This window comes from Streptomyces sp. NPDC031670 (assembly GCF_055580545.1).
Genome location: NZ_JBVILC010000023.1, coordinates 65,393 through 88,907, shown reverse-complemented (window position 1 = coordinate 88,907; position 23,515 = coordinate 65,393). Strand labels below are relative to the sequence as shown.

General features: G+C 72.8%; 18 protein-coding genes. 11 read left to right on the top strand and 7 right to left on the bottom strand.

Annotated features, from left to right (window positions below):
- Window positions 1-5: 5 nt before the first annotated feature.
- The 4 genes from ACZ5ID_RS31005 (at window position 6) to ACZ5ID_RS30990 (ending at window position 4,886) form a co-directional block, all read left to right on the top strand.
- On the top strand, window positions 6-1,355 hold the full coding sequence (locus tag ACZ5ID_RS31005; protein WP_468904500.1) for an MbnB/TglH/ChrH family RiPP precursor modification enzyme: 1,350 nt from the start codon (window positions 6-8) through the stop codon (window positions 1,353-1,355).
- A 184-nt stretch (window positions 1,356-1,539) separates the two neighbouring features.
- Complete coding sequence (locus ACZ5ID_RS31000; protein ID WP_468904455.1) at window positions 1,540-2,286, top strand: DUF4142 domain-containing protein; 747 nt, start codon at window positions 1,540-1,542, stop codon at window positions 2,284-2,286.
- 74 nt (window positions 2,287-2,360) lie between these two features.
- A complete protein-coding gene (locus ACZ5ID_RS30995) occupies window positions 2,361-3,110 on the top strand; it encodes a TIGR04222 domain-containing membrane protein (protein ID WP_468904452.1) in 750 nt (249 codons plus the stop codon).
- Between the two features lie 177 nt (window positions 3,111-3,287).
- Window positions 3,288-4,886: an alpha/beta hydrolase gene (locus tag ACZ5ID_RS30990; protein WP_468904450.1), complete on the top strand. Its 1,599-nt coding sequence runs from the start codon at window positions 3,288-3,290 to the stop codon at window positions 4,884-4,886.
- Window positions 4,887-4,960: 74 nt separating this feature from the next.
- Here ACZ5ID_RS30990 and hemQ read toward each other — a convergent pair whose 3' ends face one another.
- On the bottom strand, window positions 4,961-5,674 hold the full coding sequence (gene hemQ, locus ACZ5ID_RS30985) for a hydrogen peroxide-dependent heme synthase (protein WP_358835507.1): 714 nt from the start codon (window positions 5,672-5,674) through the stop codon (window positions 4,961-4,963).
- A 4-nt stretch (window positions 5,675-5,678) separates the two neighbouring features.
- Window positions 5,679-7,118, bottom strand: a complete 1,440-nt coding sequence (gene hemG / locus ACZ5ID_RS30980; protein ID WP_468904446.1) for a protoporphyrinogen oxidase — start codon at window positions 7,116-7,118, stop codon at window positions 5,679-5,681.
- A gap of 127 nt (window positions 7,119-7,245) precedes the next feature.
- On the opposite strand from hemG, the gene ACZ5ID_RS30975 reads away from it, so the two are divergent.
- On the top strand, window positions 7,246-8,625 hold the full coding sequence (locus ACZ5ID_RS30975) for an FAD-dependent oxidoreductase (protein ID WP_468904444.1): 1,380 nt from the start codon (window positions 7,246-7,248) through the stop codon (window positions 8,623-8,625).
- Here the strand turns inward: ACZ5ID_RS30975 and hemE are convergent.
- Complete coding sequence (gene hemE, locus ACZ5ID_RS30970; protein ID WP_468904441.1) at window positions 8,622-9,686, bottom strand: uroporphyrinogen decarboxylase; 1,065 nt, start codon at window positions 9,684-9,686, stop codon at window positions 8,622-8,624. The genes ACZ5ID_RS30975 and hemE overlap by 4 nt on opposite strands.
- Before the next feature lie 91 nt (window positions 9,687-9,777).
- On the opposite strand from hemE, the gene ACZ5ID_RS30965 reads away from it, so the two are divergent.
- The 5 genes from ACZ5ID_RS30965 to ACZ5ID_RS30945 all read left to right on the top strand — a co-directional run bounded on the left by ACZ5ID_RS30965 (window position 9,778) and on the right by ACZ5ID_RS30945 (window position 16,474).
- Window positions 9,778-10,428 (top strand): DUF3000 domain-containing protein, encoded by a 651-nt coding sequence (locus ACZ5ID_RS30965; protein WP_468904439.1) that lies wholly within the window; start codon window positions 9,778-9,780, stop codon window positions 10,426-10,428.
- A gap of 416 nt (window positions 10,429-10,844) precedes the next feature.
- Window positions 10,845-11,507 (top strand): helix-turn-helix transcriptional regulator, encoded by a 663-nt coding sequence (locus tag ACZ5ID_RS30960; RefSeq protein WP_067165591.1) that lies wholly within the window; start codon window positions 10,845-10,847, stop codon window positions 11,505-11,507.
- A gap of 113 nt (window positions 11,508-11,620) precedes the next feature.
- Complete coding sequence (locus tag ACZ5ID_RS30955) at window positions 11,621-12,904, top strand: HRDC domain-containing protein (RefSeq protein ID WP_468904436.1); 1,284 nt, start codon at window positions 11,621-11,623, stop codon at window positions 12,902-12,904.
- A gap of 217 nt (window positions 12,905-13,121) precedes the next feature.
- Window positions 13,122-14,348 (top strand): thiolase family protein, encoded by a 1,227-nt coding sequence (locus ACZ5ID_RS30950; RefSeq protein ID WP_468904433.1) that lies wholly within the window; start codon window positions 13,122-13,124, stop codon window positions 14,346-14,348.
- Window positions 14,345-16,474 (top strand): 3-hydroxyacyl-CoA dehydrogenase NAD-binding domain-containing protein, encoded by a 2,130-nt coding sequence (locus ACZ5ID_RS30945; RefSeq protein ID WP_468904430.1) that lies wholly within the window; start codon window positions 14,345-14,347, stop codon window positions 16,472-16,474. The genes ACZ5ID_RS30950 and ACZ5ID_RS30945 overlap by 4 nt, the downstream gene beginning before the upstream one ends.
- An 86-nt stretch (window positions 16,475-16,560) precedes the next feature.
- Here the strand turns inward: ACZ5ID_RS30945 and ACZ5ID_RS30940 are convergent, their stop codons facing one another.
- Window positions 16,561-17,718 (bottom strand): PLL family lectin, encoded by a 1,158-nt coding sequence (locus ACZ5ID_RS30940; RefSeq protein WP_468904427.1) that lies wholly within the window; start codon window positions 17,716-17,718, stop codon window positions 16,561-16,563.
- Between the two features lie 159 nt (window positions 17,719-17,877).
- On the opposite strand from ACZ5ID_RS30940, the gene ACZ5ID_RS30935 reads away from it, so the two are divergent.
- Window positions 17,878-18,282 carry a PIN domain-containing protein gene (locus ACZ5ID_RS30935; protein ID WP_468904424.1) on the top strand — a complete coding sequence of 135 codons (405 nt, stop codon included), beginning with the start codon at window positions 17,878-17,880 and terminating at the stop codon, window positions 18,280-18,282.
- Here the strand turns inward: ACZ5ID_RS30935 and ACZ5ID_RS30930 are convergent.
- The 3 genes from ACZ5ID_RS30930 to dxs all read right to left on the bottom strand — a co-directional run bounded on the left by ACZ5ID_RS30930 (window position 18,249) and on the right by dxs (window position 23,421).
- Window positions 18,249-19,718, bottom strand: a complete 1,470-nt coding sequence (locus tag ACZ5ID_RS30930) for an ArnT family glycosyltransferase (RefSeq protein WP_468904422.1) — start codon at window positions 19,716-19,718, stop codon at window positions 18,249-18,251. The genes ACZ5ID_RS30935 and ACZ5ID_RS30930 overlap by 34 nt on opposite strands.
- A gap of 140 nt (window positions 19,719-19,858) precedes the next feature.
- Window positions 19,859-21,334: an amino acid permease gene (locus ACZ5ID_RS30925; RefSeq protein ID WP_468904419.1), complete on the bottom strand. Its 1,476-nt coding sequence runs from the start codon at window positions 21,332-21,334 to the stop codon at window positions 19,859-19,861.
- A 173-nt stretch (window positions 21,335-21,507) separates the two neighbouring features.
- Complete coding sequence (dxs, locus tag ACZ5ID_RS30920; protein ID WP_468904497.1) at window positions 21,508-23,421, bottom strand: 1-deoxy-D-xylulose-5-phosphate synthase; 1,914 nt, start codon at window positions 23,419-23,421, stop codon at window positions 21,508-21,510.
- Between the last annotated feature and the right edge of the window lie 94 nt (window positions 23,422-23,515).

The following is a 23,515-nucleotide window of genomic DNA, read 5'->3' as shown; positions in this document are numbered from 1 at the left end:
TGGAGCTGGAGCTGGGGATCGGCATCGGCTGGCGGCCCGAGATCGCGGACGCGGTCGAGCGGCTGCCGGGCGTCGACTGGGTGGAGGTGGTGGCCGAGAACCTCTGCCCCGGCCACCTCCCGGAGTCGCTGGTACGGCTGCGGCAACGCGGGGTCACGGTCGTGCCGCACGGCGTCTCGCTGGGCCTCGGCGGCGCCGACCGCCCGGACGCGGGACGGCTGGCCGAGCTTGCGGCGCGGGCGCGAGCGCTGTCGGCGCCGCTGGTCACCGAGCACATCGCGTTCGTCCGCGGCGGGGGCGCGCTCACCGCGTCGCCGCGCCTGGAGGCGGGGCATCTGCTGCCCGTGCCGCGCACCTGGGACGCGCTGGAGGTGCTCTGCGAGAACGTCCGTATCGCCCAGGAGAGCCTGCCGGTGCCGCTCGCCCTGGAGAACATCGCGGCGCTGGTGAACTGGCCGGACGAGGACATGACGGAGGGGCAGTTCCTCGCGGAGCTGGTGGAGCGTACGGGAGTGCGGCTCCTGATCGACGTGGCGAACCTCCACACGAACCGGGTGAACCGCCGGGAGGACCCGGCGAAGGCCCTCGCGGAGCTGCCGGTGGAGGCGATCGCGTATGTGCATGTCGCCGGGGGCGTCGAGAAGGACGGTGTCTGGCACGACACCCATGCGCACCCCGTGGGCGCGGAGGTGCTGGGTGTACTGGCGGAGCTGGTGGGGCGGGTGGCGCCGCCGGGGGTGTTGCTGGAGCGGGACGACGCGTTTCCGCCGGAGGCGGAGCTGGCGGGGGAGCTGTCCGCCATCCGCGGCGTCCTGGCAAAAGCCCCGCCGAAGGCCGGTCGCACGGCTCCCCGCTCCCCTGAGAGCCGGGGCCCGCGGCCTTCGCTCCCGACGCCCGCGAACAACCGGGGCCCTCTGGCCCCCACCGGCCCCGCACGGTCGGCCGACGCGGACGGGGAGCCGGAACGCGTCCCGCTCGCCCTCGCCCAGACCTCGCTCCTGTCGGCCCTGGTCGCGGGCACCCCGGTGCCGCCCGGGTTCGACGCCGCCCGGCTGCGTGTCCAGGCCCGCGCCCTCGCCGCCAAGCGGGCCGATGTGGTGGCCAAGGTGGCGCCCGAGCTGCCCCGCATCCTGGGGGACGCCTACCGGCCGGCCTACCTCGCGTACGCGCGCGAGCGCCCCATGCGCGACGGCTACCGCCGTGACGCCCTGGACTTCGTGGAGTCGCTGCTCCGGCGGGAGGACCTCGACGCCGACGTCTCCCGGCAGTTGGGACGGTGGTGGCGGGACCGGTCCGGCGCCCGGCCCCCGAGGCGGGTCACCCGCTTCGTGCGCGGGCTCGTCCGCGCCGCGTAGCCGGGGTCGGGCTCGTACGGGCCCACCCGGACGGGGTCGGGCACGGTACCACCCGGCCCTAGGCGGCGTCTCGGACTCGGCCGACCCGTGATGCCTCCCACACGGTCCCGTCACGGTTTTCCTCGAAACACTCCCCGGATCACCCGCCTCCGCATTACCGTGCGCACCGCACTTGGAGGCTTTCATGCGTCGGATATTCCTTTCCGGTACCGGCCTGGTCGTCGTCGCCCTGACCGCGACCATCGCCGCCCTGCTCTTCCCCGTCTGGTCCTACGCCGACCGCTCGGGTACCGGACTCGCCAACCTCAACGCCGGTTCCGTGCCCACCCGCTGGGGTCCGCTCTCGGCCGCCGACCGTGACTTCGTCGTCCGGGTCAGACTCGCCGGGCTGTGGGAGCTGCCCGCCGGGCAGCAGGCCGTCGAGCGGGCGCCCAGCGCGGCCGTCACGACCGCCGGGCACCACCTGATCGACGGGCACGCCTTCCTCGACGCGCGCGTACGCGAGGTCGCGGCGCAGCTCGGGATGGAGCTGCCCGACCAGCCCAACGAACAACAGCGGGGGTGGCTGCGGACGTTGACCGCGGAGAGCGGGGCCACCTACGAGAAGGACTTCGCCAACATCCTGCGCGCGGCGCACGGGAAGGTGTTCTCGCTCGTCGCGCAGATCCGGGCCAGCACCCGCAACTCCCTGGTGCGCGCCCTCGCCGACGACGCCAACACCACGGTCCTGGACCACATCCGGATGCTGGAGGCGACCGGCCTCGTCGACTTCGACGCGCTGGCCCGGGACAGCGTCGCGGGCGCCACCGCGTCCCCCAGCGGGCCGCCGCCGCCCACCCCGGGCGCCACCTTCCCCTCCCCCGCGCCCGTCACCCCGTCGTTCGCGCTGCCGCCCGCCGCCAGCCGGGTCAACCCCACCGACACTCCGTAACGAACCGATAACTCCATGTCCACATCATGGGAAAGGCATGGCGCCGGCCTGACCGCTTCACATACAACTCGGCCATGTTCTGGGTTCTCTTCCTGGTCGCCGCGTGCCTCGCGTCCGCCGTCTCGTGCGCGCGGCTCTGCCTCGCCGCGTCCGCGGCGGCCGACCAGGGCCCGGTCACCCGGGACCCGCAGCTCGGCCTCTCGCTCTACGAGGCGGCCTTCCTCGCGGGCGGCCCCTTCCGGGTCACCGATCTGACCCTGGTCACCATGCACCGCGCCCGCCGGCTGCTGCTCGCGCACACAGGCTGGGCCACGGTCGTCGACCCGGAGGGCCGTGACGACCTGGAGCGGTCGGTGATAGGGGCCATCGGGCCGGGCGGACAGGCCCGGATAGCGGCGATCCGGTCGGCCACGGCCGCCGCCGACGCGGTGCACGCCCTCGCCGACCGGCTGGCCGCCGCCGGGCTCGCCGTCCCCGATGCCGCCAGAACGGGCGTCACGGCCTCCGTACGGGCCGTACGCGGCGCGGCGGCGCTCACCCTCACCCTCGGCGCGATCGCCCTCCTGATGCCCGGTCAGGACCGCGCGACACAGGCGGAGATCGCCGCCTGGTTCTCGCTGCCGACCGTCCTCACCCTCGGCTGCCTCTTCATCGCCCGCTTCGAGGTCCATCCGCACACCCGCTGGGCCTCCCCCGACGGCCAGCGGCTGCTGGGCCGGATCGACCCGGCCGGCGACCCCCTCACCGCCGTCGCGGTACGGGGCGTGTGCGCGGTCGACGACCCGGAGCTGCGGACCGCCCTGCGCGCCGGCCGGACGGTCTGAGCGGCGGCCCGGCGGGCAGTCCGGCCGACGGGCCGCCGCGGATCCGACGGGTGCCCTGACGGGCGACTTTGACCCCGGCGCACCGCCCGCCGGTGCTTTACTTCGCCAATTACTCCGCTAATCATCCCTTTTGTACCGGACACCTGCCGTGCCGGACAGACCCGCAAAGGGATGTAGATGAGAGCAGCAGCACTGTACGGAACGCTCGGTTCCCTCGTTCTTTCCACCCTGGCCGTCTCCCCGGCCGGCGGTATGGATCCGCTCACCGCCGAGGCGCACGGCACGGCCGTCGCCGCCCGGCGCGCGGCGGCGACCGGGATCGCCTTCGGCCGCTGCCCCAAGGCGGAGATGCTCCCCGACACCATCCAGTGCGGCACGGTCCGGGTCCCCCTCGACTACGCCAAGCCGAGGGGACGGCAGATCACCCTCACCGTCAGCCGGGTGCGGGCCACCGGCAAACGGGCCGAGCGGCAGGGCGCGCTGGTCTACAACCCCGGCGGCCCCGGCGCCTCCAGCATGTACTTCCCGATCGTCGCGAGCCTGCCCGAGTGGAAGCGGATCGCGGGGGCCTACGACCTGGTGGGCTACGCCCCGCGCGGGGTCGCCCGCTCCGCGCCGCTGTCCTGCCAGGACCCGAAGGACTTCGCCAAGGCACCCACCCCCGCCCCGACCGACCCCTCGCCCTCCTACAAGCTGGAGCGGATCGCGCAGGCCAAGGCGTACGCGCGGGGCTGCGCGCGCAACGCGGGCGCGGCTCTGCGGCACTACACCAGCCTCAACAACGCGCGCGACCTCGATGTGCTGCGGGCCGCGCTCGGACAGCGGAAGCTGACGTTCGTGGGAGCGTCCTACGGCACGTACTTCGGCGCCGTGTACGCCACGCTCTTCCCCTCCCATGTGCGCCGGATGGTCTTCGACTCGGCGGTCAACCCCGACCCCAGGCAGATCTGGTACCGCAACAACCTCGACCAGTCACTGGCCTTCGAGAGCCGCTGGGAGGACTTCCGCGCCTGGGTCGCCCGGCACGACGGCGTGTACCACCTGGGCACCACGGCCGAGCAGGTCCTGGAGAACTTCGAGAAGGTGAGCGCCCGGCTCGCCGAGGAGCCGGCGGGCGGCAAGGTCGGCCCCGGCCAGCTCCAGTCGGCCTTCCTGAAGGCCGGGTACTACGACGACTACTGGGCGCTGCGGGCGACCGCGCTCTCGGCGTACCTCAAGGGCGACCCCAAGCCGCTGATCGCGCAGGCCTCGCCGCATCCGCAGGCGGCGTGGGACGACGAGAACGGGAACGCGGTGTACACGGCGGTCGAGTGCAACGACGCGCCCTGGCCGACGGACTGGTCCGTGTGGGACCGCGACAACAGCGCGCTCGCGGAGATCGCGCCGTTCGAGACATGGGACAACGCCTGGATGAACCTGCCGTGCGCCTACTGGCCGGCGCCCCGGCAGCGGCCGGTGGACGTGGGAGTGCGCCGCGGGAAGCTGCCGCCGACGCTGATCCTGGCGGCCGAACGGGACGCGGCGACGCCGTACCAGGGGGCGCTGGAGCTCCAGCGCAGACTGCCCGGGTCGGTGCTGGTGACCGAGAAGGACGCCGGTACGCACGGCATCGGCGGCGGCCCCAACCCCTGTGTCAACGGCTATCTGATGGACTACCTGCTGAGCGGACGGACGCCGGTGCGGCGCGCGTCGTGCGCGCCGCACCCGGAGCCGAACCCGGTGTCGCTGGACGAGCGGTCGGCGCCCAGGTCCGGGCTGCGGCCGTCCGCTCTCTGATCTTCCGGGTCAGGGGTGAGTCCGGGCCCGTCTCGGCGGGCCCGGTCACCGGGCATACGCGGTGGGGACGGCCGTCAGGCCAGGCCCGCCACCAGGTCCGCGACCGACTTGCGGCGGCCCGTGTAGAACGGGACCTCCTCGCGGACGTGCATCCGGGCCTCGGAGGCGCGCAGATGACGCATGAGGTCGACGATGCGGTGCAGCTCGTCGGCCTCGAAGGCGAGCAGCCACTCGTAGTCGCCGAGCGAGAACGAGGCGACCGTGTTGGCGCGCACGTCCGGGTAGCCGCGGGCCATCTTGCCGTGGTCGGCGAGCATCCGGCGGCGGTCCTCGTCGGGCAGCAGGTACCAGTCGTAGCTGCGCACGAAGGGGTACACCGACACGTAGTCGCGCGGGTTCTCGTCGGCGAGGAAGGCCGGGATGTGCGCCTTGTTGAACTCGGCCGGGCGGTGCAGCGCCATGTTCGACCAGACCGGCTCCAGGGCGCGGCCCAGCTTGGTGCGGCGGAAGAGGTTGTACGCGCTCTGGAGCTCGTCGGCCGTCTCCGCGTGCCACCAGATCATGAGGTCGGCGTCGGCCCGCAGCCCGGACAGGTCGTAGGTGCCGCGGACGGTGACGTCCTTGGCGGCGAGCTGGTCGAACAGCTCCTGGACCTCGTCGGCGAACCCGGCGCGGTCCTCGGGCAGCACGTCGCGCAGCTTGAAGACGGACCACAGCGTGTAGCGGATGACCTCGTTGAGGTCCTTCGCCTTCTTCCCTGCGTTCGGGATCTTTTCCGGTGCACTCATGAGGCTATTGTCCCGCGTCACGCTGAGTGTTCTGCGCCAGGGTCGACGTGGCGATGATCTCGTCGGCGGCGCGCCGGGCGCCGGCGACGCACGCGGGGATGCCGACCCCGTCGTACGCGGCCCCGCAGATCCGCAGGCCGGGCAGTTTCGCCAGGGCGTCGCGGACGCGGGCCACGCGCGCGAGGTGGCCCACCGGGTACTGCGGCAGGCCCCCGGTCCAGCGCGTCACCTCGAAGGCGACCGGTCTGGCGGCGAGACCCACCGCCTCCCCGAGGTCGGCCAGCGACATGGCCACCAGGTCGGCGTCGTCGCGCTCCAGGTGCTCCTCCTCGCCGTACCGCCCGATCGAGGTACGGAGCACGAAGAGGTCGGGGGCCCGGTCGGTGACCCACTGCCACTTGTACGAGGAGAAGGTGGACGCCTTGATCGTGCGGCCGTCGACCGACGGGACGAGGAAGCCCGAGCGGCGCTCCAGGTGCTCCAGGTCCGCGCGCCGGAACGCCATGGTGACCAGGGCCATCGAGGCGTACTGCACGGTCGCCAACTCGGCGGCGGCGGACGGGGACTCGGCGGCGAGCAGCGCGGACGCCGGGCCGGCGGGGGACGCGAGGACCACGCCGTCCGCCTCGATCGCGGGCGCCTCGGGCGAGTCCGTCCGCACCAGCCAGCCGTCGGCGGTACGGGTCAGGGCGCGCACCGGGGCCCCGGTGCGGATGAGGCCTCCCGCGGCGCGGACCGCGTCCGCGACCGCGAGCGGCAGGGTGCCCATGCCGCCGTCGAGGCCCACGAAGACCGGGCTGTCGTCGCGCGGGCCGGCGGCGGCCTTCGCCTGGACGCGGGCGACGCCGTCGAGCAGCGAGCCGTTCTCGCGCGCGACGGCGTAGAGCTGGGGCACGGCCGCGCGCATCGAGAGCCGGTAGGCGTCGCCCGCGTACACCCCGCCCAGGAGCGGTTCCACCAGGCGGTCGACGACCTCGCGGCCGACGCGGCGCGCCACGAACTCCCCGACGCCGATGTCCTCGCCGACCTCGGTGGCGGGCAGTTCGCGGTCCTGGGCGATGCGCGCCAGGCCGTCGGCGGAGACGATCCCGGTGAGGGAGGCGGGGTCGGCCGGGACGCCCATCAGATGGTTTTTGGGCATCGGCCGCAGCACCCCGCGCGTCCAGATCGCCGCCGTCGCCGCGGGCGGCGTCAGCCGGTCCCCGAGGCCCACCTCGCGCGCGAGGGCGACGCCCTCGGGGCGGCGCGCCAGCATCGACTCGGCGCCGAGGTCCACCCGCGCGCCCGCGATCTCGCCCGCGAGCAGCTTGCCGCCGAGACGGCCGGTGGCCTCCAGGACGGTCACGCGCGCGCCGGACTCCAGCAGGCGGTGCGCGGCGGCGAGTCCGGAGATGCCGCCTCCGACGACGACGATGTGCGGTGCGCTGACGGCGGAGTTGTCCATGCGACCACTCTCTCAGACGGCGCCGACAGCCCCGCGCCGAGTGCCGCGCCGGGGAATTCCGGGGCGCCCCCGTACGTATCTTCCCCAGGAAGAGCAGGTGCGGGAGGACCGGACGAGAGGGTGCGCAATGGCGGCGGAGCGACTGGTGGTCATCGGGGGCGAAGCGGCGGGGATGTCCGCCGCGTCGCAGGCCCGCAGGCTCAGGGGGCCGGACGACCTGGAGATCGTGGTGTTCGAGCGCGGCCACTTCACCTCGTACTCCGCGTGCGGCATCCCCTACTGGGTGGGCGGCGACGTGGAGGAGCGGGACAAGCTCATCGCGCGGACGCCCGAGGAGCACCGCGAGCGCGGCATCGACCTGCGTACGCGCACGGAGGCCGTCGAGATCGACACGGCCGGGAAGCGGGTGCGCGCCCGCGATCTGGGGTCGGGCGAGGAGTCCTGGACGGCGTACGACAAGCTCGTGATCGCCACCGGCGCGCGCCCGGTCCGGCCGGACCTGCCCGGCATCGACGCGCCGGGCGTCCACGGGGTGCAGACCCTCGACGACGGACAGGCGCTCCTGGACACCCTGGCCGCGACGCGCGGGCGCCGGGCGGTGATCGTGGGCGCGGGCTACATCGGCGTGGAGATGGCCGAGGCCCTGCTGCGCCGCGAGTACGAGGTCACGGTGGTGACCCGGGGCGAGGAGCCGATGGCCACCCTCGACCCGGACATGGGCCGGCTGGTCCACGAGGCGATGGACGCGATGGGTATCACCACGGTCACCGGCGCCGAGGTCACCGGCATCCTCACGGATGAGGACGGCAGGGTTCGGGGGGTGGCGACGAAGGACGCCGAGTACCCGGCGGACGTCGTGGTCCTCGGCATCGGCGTCGAGCCGCGCACGGAGCTGGCCCGGAAGGCCGGGCTGCCGCTCGGCGAGCACGGCGGACTGCTCACCGACCTGGCGATGCGGGTGCGCGGCCACGAGGACATCTGGGCGGGCGGCGACTGCGTGGAGGTCCTGGACCTGGTCTCGGGCCGCGAGCGGCACATCGCGCTGGGCACGCACGCCAACAAGCACAGCCAGATCATCGGCTCGGGCGTGGGCGGCGGCTACGCCACGTTCCCGGGCGTCGTCGGTACGGCGGTGAGCAAGGTCTGCGACCTGGAAATCGCCCGTACGGGGCTGCGCGAGCGCGAGGCGCGCGAGGCGGGTCTTCAGTTCGTGACCGCGACCATCGAGTCCACCAACAGCGCGGGGTACTACCCGGGAGCCGCCCTGATGACGGTGAAGATGCTCGCCGAGCGGCGTACGGGACGCCTCCTCGGCGTGCAGATCGTCGGGCGCGAGGGCGCCGCCAAACGCGTCGACATCGCGGCCGTGGCGCTGACGGCGGGGATGACCGTGGAACAGGTGGTGACCCTGGACCTCGGCTACGCCCCGCCCTTCTCACCGGTCTGGGACCCGGTCCTGGTCGCCGCCCGCAAGGCCGTCTCGGCGGTGCGGGCGGCGGGGAACTAGCGCGCGGTGCGGGTGTGGACGTAGTCCACCAGGCGGGTCAGCGCGTCCGGGTCGGTCGTCGGCAGGACGCCGTGGCCCAGGTTGAAGACGTGGCCCTCCAGGCCGGCCGCCGCGTCCAGGATGTCGCGGGTCTTCTCCTCGACCGCCTCGGGCGTCGAGAAGAGGACCGCGGGGTCCAGGTTGCCCTGGAGCGCCTTGCCGGGGCCGACGCGGCGGGCAGCCTCGTCGAGCGGGACGCGCCAGTCGACGCCGACGACGTCCGCGCCGGCCTCGCCCATCAGGCCGAGGAGCTCGCCGGTGCCGACGCCGAAGTGGATGCGCGGCACGCCGTACTTCTCGACCTCGCGGAACACCTTCGCGGACGCCGGCATCACCGAGCGGCGGTAGTCGGCGGGGGCCAGCGCGCCCACCCAGGAGTCGAAGAGCTGGACGGCGGAGGCGCCCGCCTCGATCTGGACCTTCAGGAAGGCGCCGGTGATGTCGGCGAGGCGGTCGAGCAGGTCGGCCCACAGCTGCGGGTCGCCGTACATGAGCGCCTTGGTGTGCTCGTGGTTGCGGGACGGGCCGCCCTCCACGAGGTAGCTCGCCAGGGTGAAGGGCGCGCCCGCGAAGCCGATCAGCGGCGTCTCGCCGAGCTCGGCGGTCAGCATGCCGATCGCCTCGGTGACGTAGTGCAAGTCCTCGGGGGTGAGGTCGCGCAGCCGGTCGAGGTCCGCGCGCGTACGGATCGGCTGCGCGACGACCGGGCCGACGCCCGGCTTGATGTCGAGGTCGACGCCGATGGCCTTGAGCGGCACCACGATGTCGCTGAAGTAGATGGCCGCGTCCACCTTGTGGCGGCGCACCGGCTGGAGCGTGATCTCGGTGACCAGCTCGGGCCGCATGCACGACTCCAGCATCGGGATGCCCTCGCGCACCTTCAGGTACTCGGGCAGCGAGCGCCCCGCCTGCCGCATGAACCAGACGGGCGTGTGCGGAACCGGCTCCCGGCGGCACGCCTTGAGGAAGGCGGAGTCGTACGTCTGTGTCGGCGGGCCCGAGGGGGATGCGTTGGCGTTCACGTCCAGAATCTTCGCACGTGGCGACAAGCCGTCCGCCGGGCCCGGGTGTCCCTACCGGCGCCGGGCGGCCGTTCCGCCTAGTCTTCCCCGCATGGCTGCCGCTCAGGGACGAACTTCGGATGGCGCCGGCGGCACGGACAGCACGGACGGCAGGACCGTTCCGCTGGTCTTCCGCCAGGCGGTCGACGGGCTGCGGGGCGCACGGCTGCGCCCCGAGATCGAGGTCGACCCGACCCGGCCACCGCAGCGTCTGGCGCCGCACGCGTACGCGCTGGAGGCCGCGGTCGTCGACAACGACCAGGACCTCGCGGACGGCCGGCTGGTGCTGCTGCACGACCCGGCCGGGCACGACGCCTGGCAGGGCACGTTCCGCCTGGTCACGCTGGTACGGGCGGAACTGGAGCCGGAGATGGCGGCCGACCCGCTGCTGCCGGAGGTCTGCTGGTCGTGGCTGACGGGCGCGCTGGAGGCGCGGGGGCTGTCGTACGGGGAGGCGAGCGGGACCGTGACGCGGGCCGGCTCGTACTACTTCGGCGGGCTCGCCCAGCGGCTGCCGGCGACGCAGATCGAGATCCGGGCGTCGTGGACCCCGCGTGAGGGGCATGGCGGGGTGCCGGACTCGGCGGCGCATCTCGCGGCCTGGTGCGACCTGCTGTGCCAGGTGGCCGGGCTGCCGCCGGTGCCTTCCGCGTCGGGGGACGCGGGTGTCGTCACGCTGCCGCAGCGGCGGGACCCCCGCTAGGGCGTGTTGCGAAAGTCCCGCCTGCCCCGCGACGCTCGGCGGGCCGCGCCGGGTTGTCGGGCGTGCCGGGTTGTCGGGCGTGCCGGTGTCCGTCGCCGCTCGTCGCCGATGCCGGGCACGGCCCCGCGCCCCGGAGTCCCCGCGTCCCCGCGCCCCGAGGGGCGCTCTCGCGCCGCCGGGTGTCAGGGCCCCACGCCCCGGACAGGCGACCGGTGAGTCCCACAAGGCTCGTCCTGCCACTCCCCCATCGATCGCCTGTCCTAATTGCCCTAAATGTTTCTCACCAAATCGTGATCATTCCCTAAAGGCGGACGGGCTGGCTGCCGAAGAGGTCAGTGACCCTATCTGCACGGTTCGCCCCGGCTTCATCCCCGAGCCGGCTCCGTCCCGCACCCTTCCCCCCCCCAGGAGGCCTGGTGTCCGTTCTCCTTGAGCAGCCCGCAAGCCTGGTCGCCTACCGCCCGAACAAGCCGACGGCCATGGTCGTCGTCGCCGACCCCCGAGTCCGCTCCACGGTCACGCGCCATCTGTGGGCTCTCGGAGTACGGGACGTCATCGAGGCGTCGTCCATCGCGGAGGCACGTCCCCGCGTCGGCAACCCGCGCGACATCTGCGTTGCCGACGTCCATCTGCCCGACGGTTCCGGGCTCACCCTGCTGTCCGAGACCCGCGCCGCGGGCTGGCCCAACGGTCTGGCCCTCTCGGCCGCCGACGACATCGGCGCCGTGCGCAACGCCCTCGCGGGCGGCGTGAAGGGCTATGTCGTCACCGGTACGCGGACCAACATCGGCCACCCCACCCGTCCCGGCGCCGCCCCCATCGGCGCCGCGGCGGCCCGTATGCACCGCCGCCCCCCGGGTTCCCCGAGCCACCCGGGTGGCTACCGCGAGCTCTCCGGGCGCGAGGTCGAGGTGCTGCGGCTGGTCGCCGAGGGCCAGTCCAACAAGGCGATCGGTGTGTCCATGGGACTCTCCGCGCTGACCGTGAAGAGCCACCTCGCCCGGATCGCGCGCAAGCTCGGCACGGGCGACAGAGCCGGCATGGTGGCCGTCGCGCTGCGTACCGGAATCATCCACTGACCCAGGCGTCCCGAGGGGCATGCTCCCCCCACAAGGCGCCGTGCGCCCCTCACGCGCCCGTCGGCGGAACGTTCCGTCGACGGGCGCGGCGTATACACAAGTACCCTTGACAGGTGACCGACGCCCAAAAGACCGCAGCAGAGACAGCACTGCGAACCACCGGGGGCGCCCCCCCGGACGACGACGTCCCGGTCGATGGGCAGCCGACTCCCCTGCTGGAGCCGCGTGACGGCATTCCGCCCGTCGTAGCCACCGACGAGGCGCTCGCCGAGATCGTCGCCGCGTTCGCGGCCGGCACCGGCCCGGTGGCGGTGGACGCCGAGCGCGCCTCCGGCTACCGCTACGGCCAGCGCGCCTACCTCGTGCAGCTCCGCCGCGAGGGCGCGGGCACCGCGCTCGTCGACCCGGTGGGCTGCCCCGACCTCTCCTCCCTCGGCGACGCCCTCGCCGGTACCGAGTGGATCCTGCACGCGGCCACCCAGGACCTGCCCTGCCTGCGGGAAATAGGCATGACCCCCACGCGGCTCTTCGACACCGAGCTCGCCGGGCGCCTCGCGGGATTCCCGCGCGTGGGCCTGGGCGCGATGGTCGAGAGCGTCCTCGGATACGCCCTGGAGAAGGGCCACTCCGCGGTGGACTGGTCGACCCGCCCGCTGCCCGAGCCCTGGCTGCGGTACGCGGCGCTGGACGTGGAGCTGCTCGTCGATCTGCGTGACGCGCTGGAGAAGGAGCTCGACCGGCAGGGCAAGCTGGACTGGGCCCGCCAGGAGTTCGAGGCGATCGCGGCGGCTCCGCCCGCGCCGCCGCGCAAGGAGCCCTGGCGGCGCACCTCGGGGATGCACAAGGTCCGCCGGCGCCGCCAGATGGCCGCCGTGCGCGAGCTGTGGACCGCCCGCGACAGGGTCGCCCAGCGCCGTGACGTCTCGCCGGGCAAGGTGCTCAGCGACTCCGCGATCATCGAGGCGTCGCTGGCGATGCCGCTGGACGTACAGGCGCTGATGGCGCTGCCCGGCTTCGGCCACCGGATGGGGCGGCGTCAGCTGGAGCAGTGGCAGGCGGCCGTCGACCGGGCCCGGGCCCTGCCGGAATCCGGTCTTCCGCAGCCCGGCCAGCAGGTCGCGGGTCCCCCGCCGCCGCGCTCCTGGGCCGACAAGGACCCGGCCGCCGCGGCGCGCCTGTCGGCGGCCCGCGCGGCTGTGTCGGAGCTGGCCGAGCGGCTGAACATGCCGCAGGAGAACCTGATCACCCCGGACACGGTGCGCCGGGTGTGCTGGGAGCCCCCGGGCGACCGCTCCGAGGCGGCGGTGGCCGAGGCGCTCACCGCGTACGGCGCCCGGCGCTGGCAGGTCGAGCAGGTGTCACCGCTGCTGGCGGCGGCGCTGGCCGCCAACGGCTGAGCACGCGCCCCCGCACCCCTCCTCCCGTACCCCCTGGCGACCATGGTCGCCAGGGGGTACGGCCATGCCAGGGGGCCGTCGGAGTGTGACGTTCGCCGCTCCTGCCCTCGGGACTGGGCAGTTTGGTTACCCGCAAGTAGCATGACGGGGTGAGCGCGCGCTCAGGTGAGTGCGCCAAGCGCAGCAGTGCCACCCCGCACCCTGGAGGAGAGCCATCGTGCCTCGTACCGTCAGGGACGTCGTCTTCGTCGACGGCGTCCGCACCCCGTTCGGCAAGGCGGGCCCGAAGGGCATCTACCACGAGACCCGGGCCGACGATCTCGTCGTCAAGGCGATCCGGGAGCTGCTGCGCCGCAACCCGGCCCTGGACCCCGCCAAGATCGACGAGGTCGCCATCGCCGCGACCACGCAGATCGGTGACCAGGGTCTGACCCTGGGCCGCACGGCCGGCATCCTCGCGGGTCTGCCGCAGTCCGTGCCGGGCTACTCCATCGACCGTATGTGCGCCGGCGCGCTGACCGCCGTCACCTCGGTCGCCGGCTCCATCGCCTTCGGCGCCTACGACGCCGTCATCGCGGGCGGTGTCGAGCACATGGGCCGCCACCCCATGGGTGAGGGCGTCGACCCCAACCCGCGGTTCGTGAGCGAGAAGCTCGTCGACGAGTCGGCCCTGTTCATGGGCATGACCGCGGAGAACCTGCACGACCGCTACCCGCACATCACCAAGCAGCGCGCCGACGAGTACGCCGTGCGCTCGCAGGAGAAGGCGGCCAAGGCGTACGCCAACGGGAAGATCCAGCAGGACCTCGTCCCGATCTCGGTGCGCAACACCAACGCCGAGGTCGGCGAGACCGGCTGGGGCCTGGTCACCGCCGACGAGCCGATGCGCCCGGGCACCACGCTGGAGAGCCTGGCGGGCCTGAAGACGCCGTTCCGCGTCCACGGCAACGTCACCGCGGGCAACGCGGCCGGCCTCAACGACGGCGCCACGGCGTCGATCATCGCGTCCGAGGAGTTCGCGCGCGAGAACGGCCTGCCGGTCAAGATGCGCCTCGTCTCCTACGCCTTCGCGGGCGTCGAGCCGGAGGTCATGGGTTACGGCCCGATCCCGGCGACCGAGAAGGCGCTGGCCAAGGCCGGTCTGTCGATCGAGGACATCAACCTCTTCGAGATCAACGAGGCGTTCGCCGTCCAGGTCCTCGCGTTCCTGGACCACTACGGCATCGCCGACGACGACGCCCGCGTCAACCAGTACGGCGGCGCCATCGCGTTCGGCCACCCGCTCGCCTCCTCCGGCGTACGCCTGATGACGCAGCTGGCGCGCCAGTTCGAGGAGCAGCCGGAGGTCCGCTACGGCCTCACCACCATGTGCGTCGGCTTCGGCATGGGCGCCACGGTCATCTGGGAGAACCCGCACCACAAGGACGCCGGAGGCAGCAAGTGAGCACCACCGCTGAGCTTTTGAAGGGTGCGGCCGAGCTGTTCCCGGACGAGGTCGTCACCTCGGCGCACGTGCGCCACCTCGACCTGCCGTTCGGTGCGGGCCGGTTCGCGCTGATCACGCTGGACAACGGCTTCGACCACACCAAGCCGACCACCTTCGGCCCCGGCTCGCTGGCGAACCTCAACGCCGCCATCGACCAGGTGGAGAATGAGGCGGCCGAGGGCACCATCGTCGGCGTCGGTGTCACCGGCAAGCCGTTCATCTTCGCGGTCGGCGCCGACCTCAAGGGCGTCGAGCTGCTGAAGAAGCACGAGGACGCGCTGGCCATCGGCAAGGGCGGCCACGAGGTCTTCAAGCGCCTCGCCGCGCTGGCCGTGCCGACCTTCGCGTACTACAACGGCGCGGCCATGGGCGGCGGTGTCGAGGTCGGTCTGCACTGCACCTACCGGACCGTCTCCAAGGCGCTGCCGGCCTTCTCGCTGCCCGAGGTCTTCCTCGGTCTGGTCCCGGGCTGGGGCGGCTGCACGCTGCTCCCCAACCTGATCGGCGCGGAGAACGCCGTCACGGTGATCATCGAGAACTCGCTCAACCAGAACCGCCAGCTCAAGGGCGGGCAGGTCTTCGACCTCGGTATCGCGGACGCGATCTTCGAGGGCGCGGACTTCCTGGAGCAGTCGCTGATCTGGACCGCCAACGTCCTCAAGGGCGACGTGAAGGTCGAGCGCCCCGAGATCGACCGCGGCGAGGCCTGGGACCAGGCCGTCGCCAAGGGCCGGTTCGTCGCCGACTCCAAGGTGCACGGCGCGGCCCCGGCCGCCTACCGCGCGCTCGACATCATCGAGGCGGCCAAGGACGGCGACCTCCAGGCCGGTTACGACGCCGAGGACAAGGCGCTCGCCGACCTGATCATGGGCGGCGAGCTCCGCTCCGGCATCTACGCCTTCAACCTGGTGCAGAAGCGCGCCAAGCGTCCGGCGGGTGCCCCCGACAAGTCGCTGGCGCGTCCGGTCACCAAGGTCGGCGTGGTGGGCGCGGGCCTGATGGCCTCGCAGCTCGCGCTGCTGTTCCTGCGCCGCCTGGAGGTGCCGGTCGTCCTGACCGACATCGACCAGGAGCGCGTCGACAAGGGTGTGGGCTACGTCCACGCCGAGATCGACAAGCTGCTCGCCAAGTCCCGTATCAACCAGGACAAGGCCAACCGCCTCAAGGGCCTGGTCTCCGGTGTCCTCGACAAGGCCGAGGGCTTCTCGGACGCCGACTTCATCATCGAGGCCGTCTTCGAGGAGATCGGCGTCAAGCAGCAGGTGTTCGCGGAGGTCGAGGCGGTCGCCCCGGCGCACGCGATCCTCGCCACCAACACCTCCTCGCTGTCGGTCACCGAGATGGCGTCGAAGCTGAAGCACCCCGAGCGGGTCGTCGGCTTCCACTTCTTCAACCCGGTCGCGATCCTCCCGCTCCTGGAGATCGTGCGCGGCGAGCAGACCGACGACGCGGCGCTGGCCACCGCGTTCGGTGTCGCCAAGAAGCTGAAGAAGACCGCGGTCCTGGTGAAGGACGCCCCGGCGTTCGTCGTCAACCGCATCCTGACCCGCTTCATGGGCGAGATCCAGAACGTCATCGACGAGGGCACCCCGGTCGAGGTCGCCGAGAAGGCGGTCGAGCCGCTCGGTCTGCCGATGTCGCCGCTGGTCCTGCTCGAGCTGGTCGGCCCGGCCATCGGTCTGCACGTGTCCGAGACCCTCAACCGCGCCTTCCCGGGCCGCTTCACGGTCTCCGAGAACCTGGCCGCGGTCGTGAAGGCCGGCAAGCGCGGCTTCTACGTGTACGACTCCGGCAAGCCGGAGCTGGACCCCGAGGTCGCCGCCCTCCTCAAGCAGGGCGATGTCGCCCTGACCGAGGAGCAGACCCGCGACCGCGTCCTGGACGCGGTGGCGCAGGAGATCGGTCTGATGCTGGAGGAGGGTGTCGTGGCCGAGGCCCAGGACATCGACCTCTGCCTCATCACCGGTGCCGGCTGGCCCTTCCACCTGGGCGGCATCACGCCGTACCTGGACCGTGAGGGTGTCTCGGAGCGTGTGAACGGCAAGACGTTCCTCGCGCAGGGCGTGGCGAGCGTCCCGGCGTAACGCCCCCCGCACAGCGCACAGGAGGCCCCCCGCGACAGCGGGGGGCCTCCTTGGCGTTCCGGGTCCGGCACCGGGCCGACGGGGCGTCAGACGGCCGTCCAGGCCTCCAGGGCCAGGCCCGGCTCCGTGGTCTTCTGCCGGGTGACGCGCAACTGTCCGTCGGTGCCGAAGGCGGCGAGGACGACCCGCCCCCGGGCGTCGAGGGCCAGCGCCGGCACTCCCGCGCACACCTCACCCGTGGAGGCCCACACCGCGCCGGCCGCCTCGGCCTCCGTGGGATAGGCGGCGAGCGCCGGGCGGCCGTCGGGGCCGCGCTGGGCCATCAGGGTGCAGTCGTGGCCGTCCACCGGCGTACGCAGCACGGCGACCGGGCCGTTCGAGGCGCCGCCCAACCCCGCGGCCGGGAGCTCCTCGCGGAAGGCGCGCACCTCGCCGTCCCCGGACTCGCGCCAGAAGAACGTGAGCCGGCCCTCGCCGGTGTGCTGGGCGCTCACCGACCCGTTCGCCACCTGGAGCTTGAGGTCGGGTACCTGCTCGAACTCGTCGGCGCCGGGGCCGCGCCGCCAGCGCATCACCCCGCGCTCGGCCGGGGCCAGCACCTCGATGAGGCCCTCCTCGGCCGTGCTCGCGCAGATCGCGCCGTACGAGCCGGAGCCCTTGAGGTCCTTCCAGTTGCCCCATTTGCCGGAGGACAGCTGGCCGCGGGCGCAGAGCCCGCCCCCGGCGTTGCGGAGGAAGACCCACAGGTTGTCGGCGGAGTCGACGACGGCGGCCGGGTGGCCGACCTTGGCGGCCTTCTCCTGGTCGCGGTAGGGGGTGCCGAGCGGATACCAGTCCTTGACCGGGCGTCCCGACTGGTACTGGATGGCGTGGACGACGTCCGTCCTGGCCTCACCCGCGGGCGTCGTGGTGCGGCGCAGCGCGACCAGGTGCACATAGCCGTCGGCGCCCTGGGCGACGGTCAGGCGCGGGTCGAGTCCGCTGGCCGGGGCGACCAGTTCGGGGCCGGTCCACTCGGGGCCGCCGGGGTGCGTCTCGGTCCAGCGGAGCACCCCGCCCGGGGCCGGCGCGTACGCGGTGAGCCGACCGTCCTTGCCGCGCAGCAGCCAGCCGGTGACCGCCGGGGAGCCGTCGGGCAGGGCGGGGGCCGGGACGGGGCCGGGCGAGGCGACGGGGGCGGCGGTGGGCGTCTCGCGCTCCGGGCCCGCCTGCCCCTTCGAGGTACGCGCAGGCTTGAACGCCATGGCTCACCGACCACCTTTCCCTACCAGATCCGCGATGAGCGGCCGGATGCGACACACCATGAGACCCAGCGACAATAACACTCGCCCCGGGCCCCGGATTTCGGGGGATTTCCCCGGTCCCACGTGCGATTTCGCCCTGCCCCGTGGCACCCTGCCGGGATGGGTACGACCTCGCTGGTGATCGTGGACGCGGCCAATGTGGTGGGCTCGGTTCCGGACGGCTGGTGGCGCGACCGGCGCGGCGCGGCGGAGCGGCTGCGCGACCGCCTGGTGGGCTACGCCGAGTCCGGTCTGCCGGGCCATCCGGGCCCCGTCGAGGTGGTGCTGGTGGTCGAGGGCGCGGCCCGCGGGGTGGAGCCGGTGGCGGGTGTACGGGTGGAGCCGGCGCCCGGCAGCGGGGACGACCGGATCGTGGAGCTGGCCGCCGGGCGCGTGCCGGGCCGTCCCTGCCTGGTGGTGACGGCCGACCGGGAGCTGCGCCGCCGGGTGGAGGAGCACGGGGCGCGGTGTGTGGGCCCGCGGGCGGTGCGTCACCCCGCCGGGGACGCGACGGGCGCGGACTGAGCGCGGACGTACAGCACGGCCCCGTCGACCGTTCCGGCCAGCGGCTCGTAGTGGGCCGCCAGCAGGCGGCGCAGGCTCGGGAGGCGTTCGGGGGCGTACGGCCCGCCCCGGGAGTCGTCGACGATCAGCACCGGCGGCCGGCCGGCCAGCTCGGCGCGGAAGATGGGCCAGGAGCCCTCCACCCCGTACTTCTCGCCCACCTGGGGGCCGTCGCGACCGCCGCTGTAGTTGGTGAGCAGCCCGGCGGTCAGATAGCGGGTGGCGGGGGTGCGGCCCGCGAGCCAGTACGTCTCGGGGTGTATCCCCCACACCAGGACCGGCTCGTCCGGCGCCGAGCGCGCCCGTACGGCCGCGGCCAGGCGCTCGGCGTGGGCCAGTTCGGGGCGCGGGGCGAGCAGACCCCAGGTCAGGAAGAGCGCGCAGGCGCAGGCGGAGGCGAGCAGCGCGGCCGTGAGCCGCTGCGGCGGGAGGATCTGGAGGGCGGCGGCGGCCAGCAGCACCAGCGGCGGGACGAGCTGGAGGTAGTAGTGGCCGAAGAAGTGGAAGCCGGTGAGGACGGCCCCGGCCGAGGAGGCCAGCCACAGCCAGACGTCGGGGGCGCCGGTGCGGGCGATCCGCAGCACCCGCACGACGGGCGGGACGAGTCCGGCGCAGGCGAGGGCGAGCAGGGCGGTGTTGGCCAGTCCCCGGGCCAGGACGTGGAGCTCGGAGCCGGTGAAGGAGGCGTAGGCGCCGGAGCCGGTGACCGTCCAGAAGAGGAATCCGGCGGGGCCGGTGAGCAGCGCGCCGAGCAGGACCGGGCCGCACAGTCCCGCGCCGGTGCGCAGCAGGGCGGGGCGGCGGGGTGAGGCCGTGCGCCAGAGCAGCCACAGCACGGGGACGAGCGCCGCTCCGCCGGTCTGCTTGGTGAGGACGGCCCCGGCGACGGCCAGCCCCGCGCGCGCCCACTGGCCCCGGTCGGCGCAGCGTACGGCCGCGACCGTGAACGGCAGTATGAACACCTCGAACGTCGCCGCCTGGGTGTCCTCGGGGTTGAGGCCGATGGAGACGAGCAGGTGGAGCACGCCCGCGGTCCGGCCGGCGCCGTCGCCCCAGCGGCGGCGGGCGGTGGAGGCGAGGAGTACGGCGGTGAGCAGCTGGGCGCCGACCGCCGCGACCCGCAGGGGGCTCAGCGAGGTGTCGCCGAAGACCGCGAAGGCCGCCTCGTACAGCCAGGGCAGCAGCGGCGGCTTGCGGTCGACGACCGTGTCGTAGAGCGCTCCCCCGGCGGCGAGTTGGCGGGCCTGGACGGCGAGATAGCCCTCGTCGGGGTTCCACAGGGAGTGCCGGAAGGAGGGCAGCCGGGTCAGTACGGCCAGGGCGGCGAGCGCGGGCAGCAGCCGCGTCCAGTAGCCCGCCCCGCGCCCGGGCACCGGCTCCGCACACTGTCGCGGCACCCGTGACGTGCGTACGGAGTGTGACGGGGCGAGGGGGCCGGTGGGCGTACGGTGCACGGGGTGCACGCTATCCGGCCCCGCAGTTCCCACTGAAGCGGGACATACGGGGCCGGGCGATCAACTCCGGGAACCGGTTGTCGTCACTCCGCGTTGATACGGCTGTGGGACCGTCCGTACAGGAAGTAGACGACGAAGCCGATCACCATCCAGATCCCGAACCGCAGCCAGGTCTCGGCGGGGAGGTTGAGCATCAGCCAGAGCGAGGCCGCCACCGACAGGATCGGCACCCAGGGCACCAGCGGGGTGCGGAAGGCGCGCGGCAGGTCGGGCCGGGTGCGCCGCAGGATGATCACGCTGATCGCGACCACGACGAAGGCGAAGAGGGTGCCGATGTTGACCAGTTCGGCGAGCTCGCTGAGGCTGGTGAAGCCCGCGAGGACGGCGATGATCACGCCGAGCAGGATGGTCGGGCGGTGCGGGGTGCGGTAGCGGGGGTGGACGCGGGAGAAGAAGCGGGGCAGCAGCCCGTCCCGGCTCATCGCGAAGAACACCCGGGTCTGGCCGAGCAGCAGGATCATGCAGACCGTGGTGAGGCCGACGGCGGCGCCGAAACTGATGATGCCCGCGTAGAAGGGGTGCCCGGTGGCCTTGAAGGCGTCGGCGAGCGGGGCGTCGATGGAGAGCCGGGTGTAGTGCTGCATGCCGGTGACCACGATGGAGACGGCGACGTACAGCGTGGTGCAGATGAGGAGCGAGCCGAGGATGCCGCGCGGCATGTCCCGCTGCGGGTTCTTGGTCTCCTCGGCCGCGGTCGCCACGATGTCGAAGCCGATGAAGGCGAAGAAGACGACGGAGGCTGCGGTGAAGATGCCCATCACACCGAAGTTGGTGGGCGCGTACCCCGACATCAGCTCGATCAGCGGCGCCTTGAGGCTGCCCCCCGCCTCCTGCGGCTGGGCCTTGGGGACGAACGGCTTGTAGTTGTCGGACTTGATGAAGAAGGCCCCCGCGATGATCACGATCAGCACGACGGTGACCTTGATGGCCACCACCACCGAGGTGACGCGCGCGGAGAGCTTCATGCCGAAGACCAGGATGGCGGTGAGCAGCAGGACGAGGGCGGCGGCGAGGATGTCGAAGCCGAAGCCGTGGGCGCCCTCGCGCCCGGCCAGCGCGTCCGGCAGATGCCAGCCCGCGTTGTCCATCAGGGAGCGGACGTACCCCGACCAGCCGACGGCCACCACCGCGGTGCCGAGGGCGAATTCGAGGACCAGGTCCCACCCGATGGTCCAGGCGGGCAGCTCGCCGAGCGAGGCGTAGGAGAACGTGTACGCGGACCCGGCCACCGGGACCGTGGAGGCGAACTCGGCGTAGCACAGCGCCGCCAGCGCGCAGACGACACCGGCCGCCACGAACGCGAGGGCGACCGCGGGTCCGGCGTTCTCCTTGGCGACCTTGCCGGTGAGGACGAAGATGCCGGTGCCGATGATGACACCGACCCCGAAGACCGTCAGATCGAGCGCCGACAGCGACTTCTTGAGTGCGTGCTCCGGTTCCTCCGTGTCCGCGATGGACTTCTCAATTGTTTTGGTCCGAAACAGACCGGTACCAGCCACCTTGTGCACCTCCGCTAGCTCATGTCCCCGCCATGATCGGGACGTGGAGCGGTACGGGTACCGGGCAGCGGCCGTAATTCACGCGATTGGGCCGGTTCAACCACCCGTACAGAGCGATCGAACCGGCCCGTCGACCGGTGCGCGGCGCCGGCGGCGACCGCGTGCGGAAGGTGTCAGTCGCGCGCGGGCTCCACGGCGCTCGCGCTCTCCAGCCCGCTCAGCTTGGCCACCAGTCCGGTGACCTGGCGGGCGATGTCCGGCGCCGTCAGCCCGATCTCGGCCATGACCTCCTTGCGGGAGGCGTGGTCGAGGAAGCGCGGCGGGATGCCGAAGTCGCGCAGCGGCACGTCCACGCCCGCGTCGCGCAGCGCCTGGGCGACCGCCGAGCCGACACCGCCGACACGGCTGTTGTCCTCGACGGTGACGACGACCCGGTGGATCTCGGCGAGCGGGGCCATCGCCTCGTCGACCGGCTTGACCCAGCGCGGGTCGACCACGGTCGTCGAGATGCCCTGGGCGTCGAGCAGGTCGGCGATCTCCAGGCACATCGGGGCGAGCGCGCCCACCGAGACCAGCAGCACGTCGGGGCGGTCCGCGCCCGCCTCGCGCAGCACGTCCATACCGCCGACCCGGCCGACCGCCTGGACCGCGGGGCCGACCGCGCCCTTGGAGAAGCGGACCACGGTCGGGGCGTCCTCGACCTCGACGGCCTCACGCAGCTGGGCGCGTACCTGGTCGGCGTCGCGCGGGGCGGCGATCCTGAGGTCCGGGACGACCTGGAGGATCGACATGTCCCACATGCCGTTGTGCGAGGCGCCGTCGGTGCCGGTGACCCCCGCGCGGTCCAGGACAAACGTCACTCCGCACCGGTGCAGGGCCACGTCCATCAGGACCTGGTCGAAGGCGCGGTTGAGGAAGGTGGCGTAGACGGCGAAGACGGGGTGCAGACCGCCGGTGGCCAGGCCCGCCGCGGAGACCGCGGCGTGCTGCTCGGCGATGCCCACGTCGTAGACCCGGTCGGGGTAGGCCTTGGCGAACTTGTCGAGGCCGACCGGCTGGAGCATGGCCGCGGTGATCGCGACGATGTCCTCGCGCTCCTTGCCGAGCTTGACCATCTCCTCGCCGAAGACGGAGGTCCAGTCGAGGCCCGAGGTGGAGACCGGCAGACCGGTGTCCGGGTGGATCTTGCCGACGGCGTGGAAGCGGTCGGCCTCGTCCGCGAGGGCGGGCTGGTAGCCGCGGCCCTTCTCGGTGAGGCAGTGCACGATGACCGGGCCGCCGAAGCGCTTGGCGCGCGTCAGCGCGGACTCCAGCGCCTCGATGTCGTGGCCGTCGATCGGGCCGACGTACTTCAGGCCCAGGTCCTCGAACATGCCCTGGGGGGCGATGAAGTCCTTGAGCCCCTTCTTGGCACCGTGCAGCGTCTCGTAGAGCGGCTTGCCGACGACCGGCGTGCGCTCCAGGAGGTCCTTGCCCTTGGCGAGGAACCGCTCGTAGCCGTCGGTGGTGCGCAGGGTCGCCAGGTGGTTGGCGAGGCCGCCGATGGTCGGCGCGTAGGAACGCTCGTTGTCGTTGACGACGATGACCAGCGGGCGGTCCTTGGCGGCGGCGATGTTGTTCAGCGCCTCCCAGGCCATACCGCCGGTGAGCGCGCCGTCGCCGATGACCGCGACGACGTGGTCGTCCCTCCTGAGGACCTCGTTCGCCTTGGCCAGGCCGTCGGCCCAGCCCAGCACGGTGGAGGCGTGGCTGTTCTCGATGAAGTCGTGCTCGGACTCGGCGCGGGCCGGGTATCCGGAGAGCCCGCCCTTCATCTTCAGCTTGGAGAAGTCCTGGCGGCCGGTGAGGAGCTTGTGCACATAGCTCTGGTGGCCGGTGTCCCACAGGACCTTGTCCTTGGGCGACTCGAAGACGCGGTGCAGAGCGATGGTGAGCTCCACGACACCCAGGTTGGGGCCGAGGTGCCCGCCGGTCTTGGAGACCGCGTCCACGAGAAAGGTCCGGATCTCAGCGGCCAGCTGGTCCAGCTGCTCCGGGCTGAGCCGGTCGAGATCGCGCGGTCCCCTGATACGGGTAAGCAGCGGCACCCGTGCCTCCTTGCATCCGTGCTGGTCGAGCATGCCGATTTGGCCGAGTCTAATGTTCCGTCCGCGACGCCCGTCATCGGGCGGTGCGTTCGGC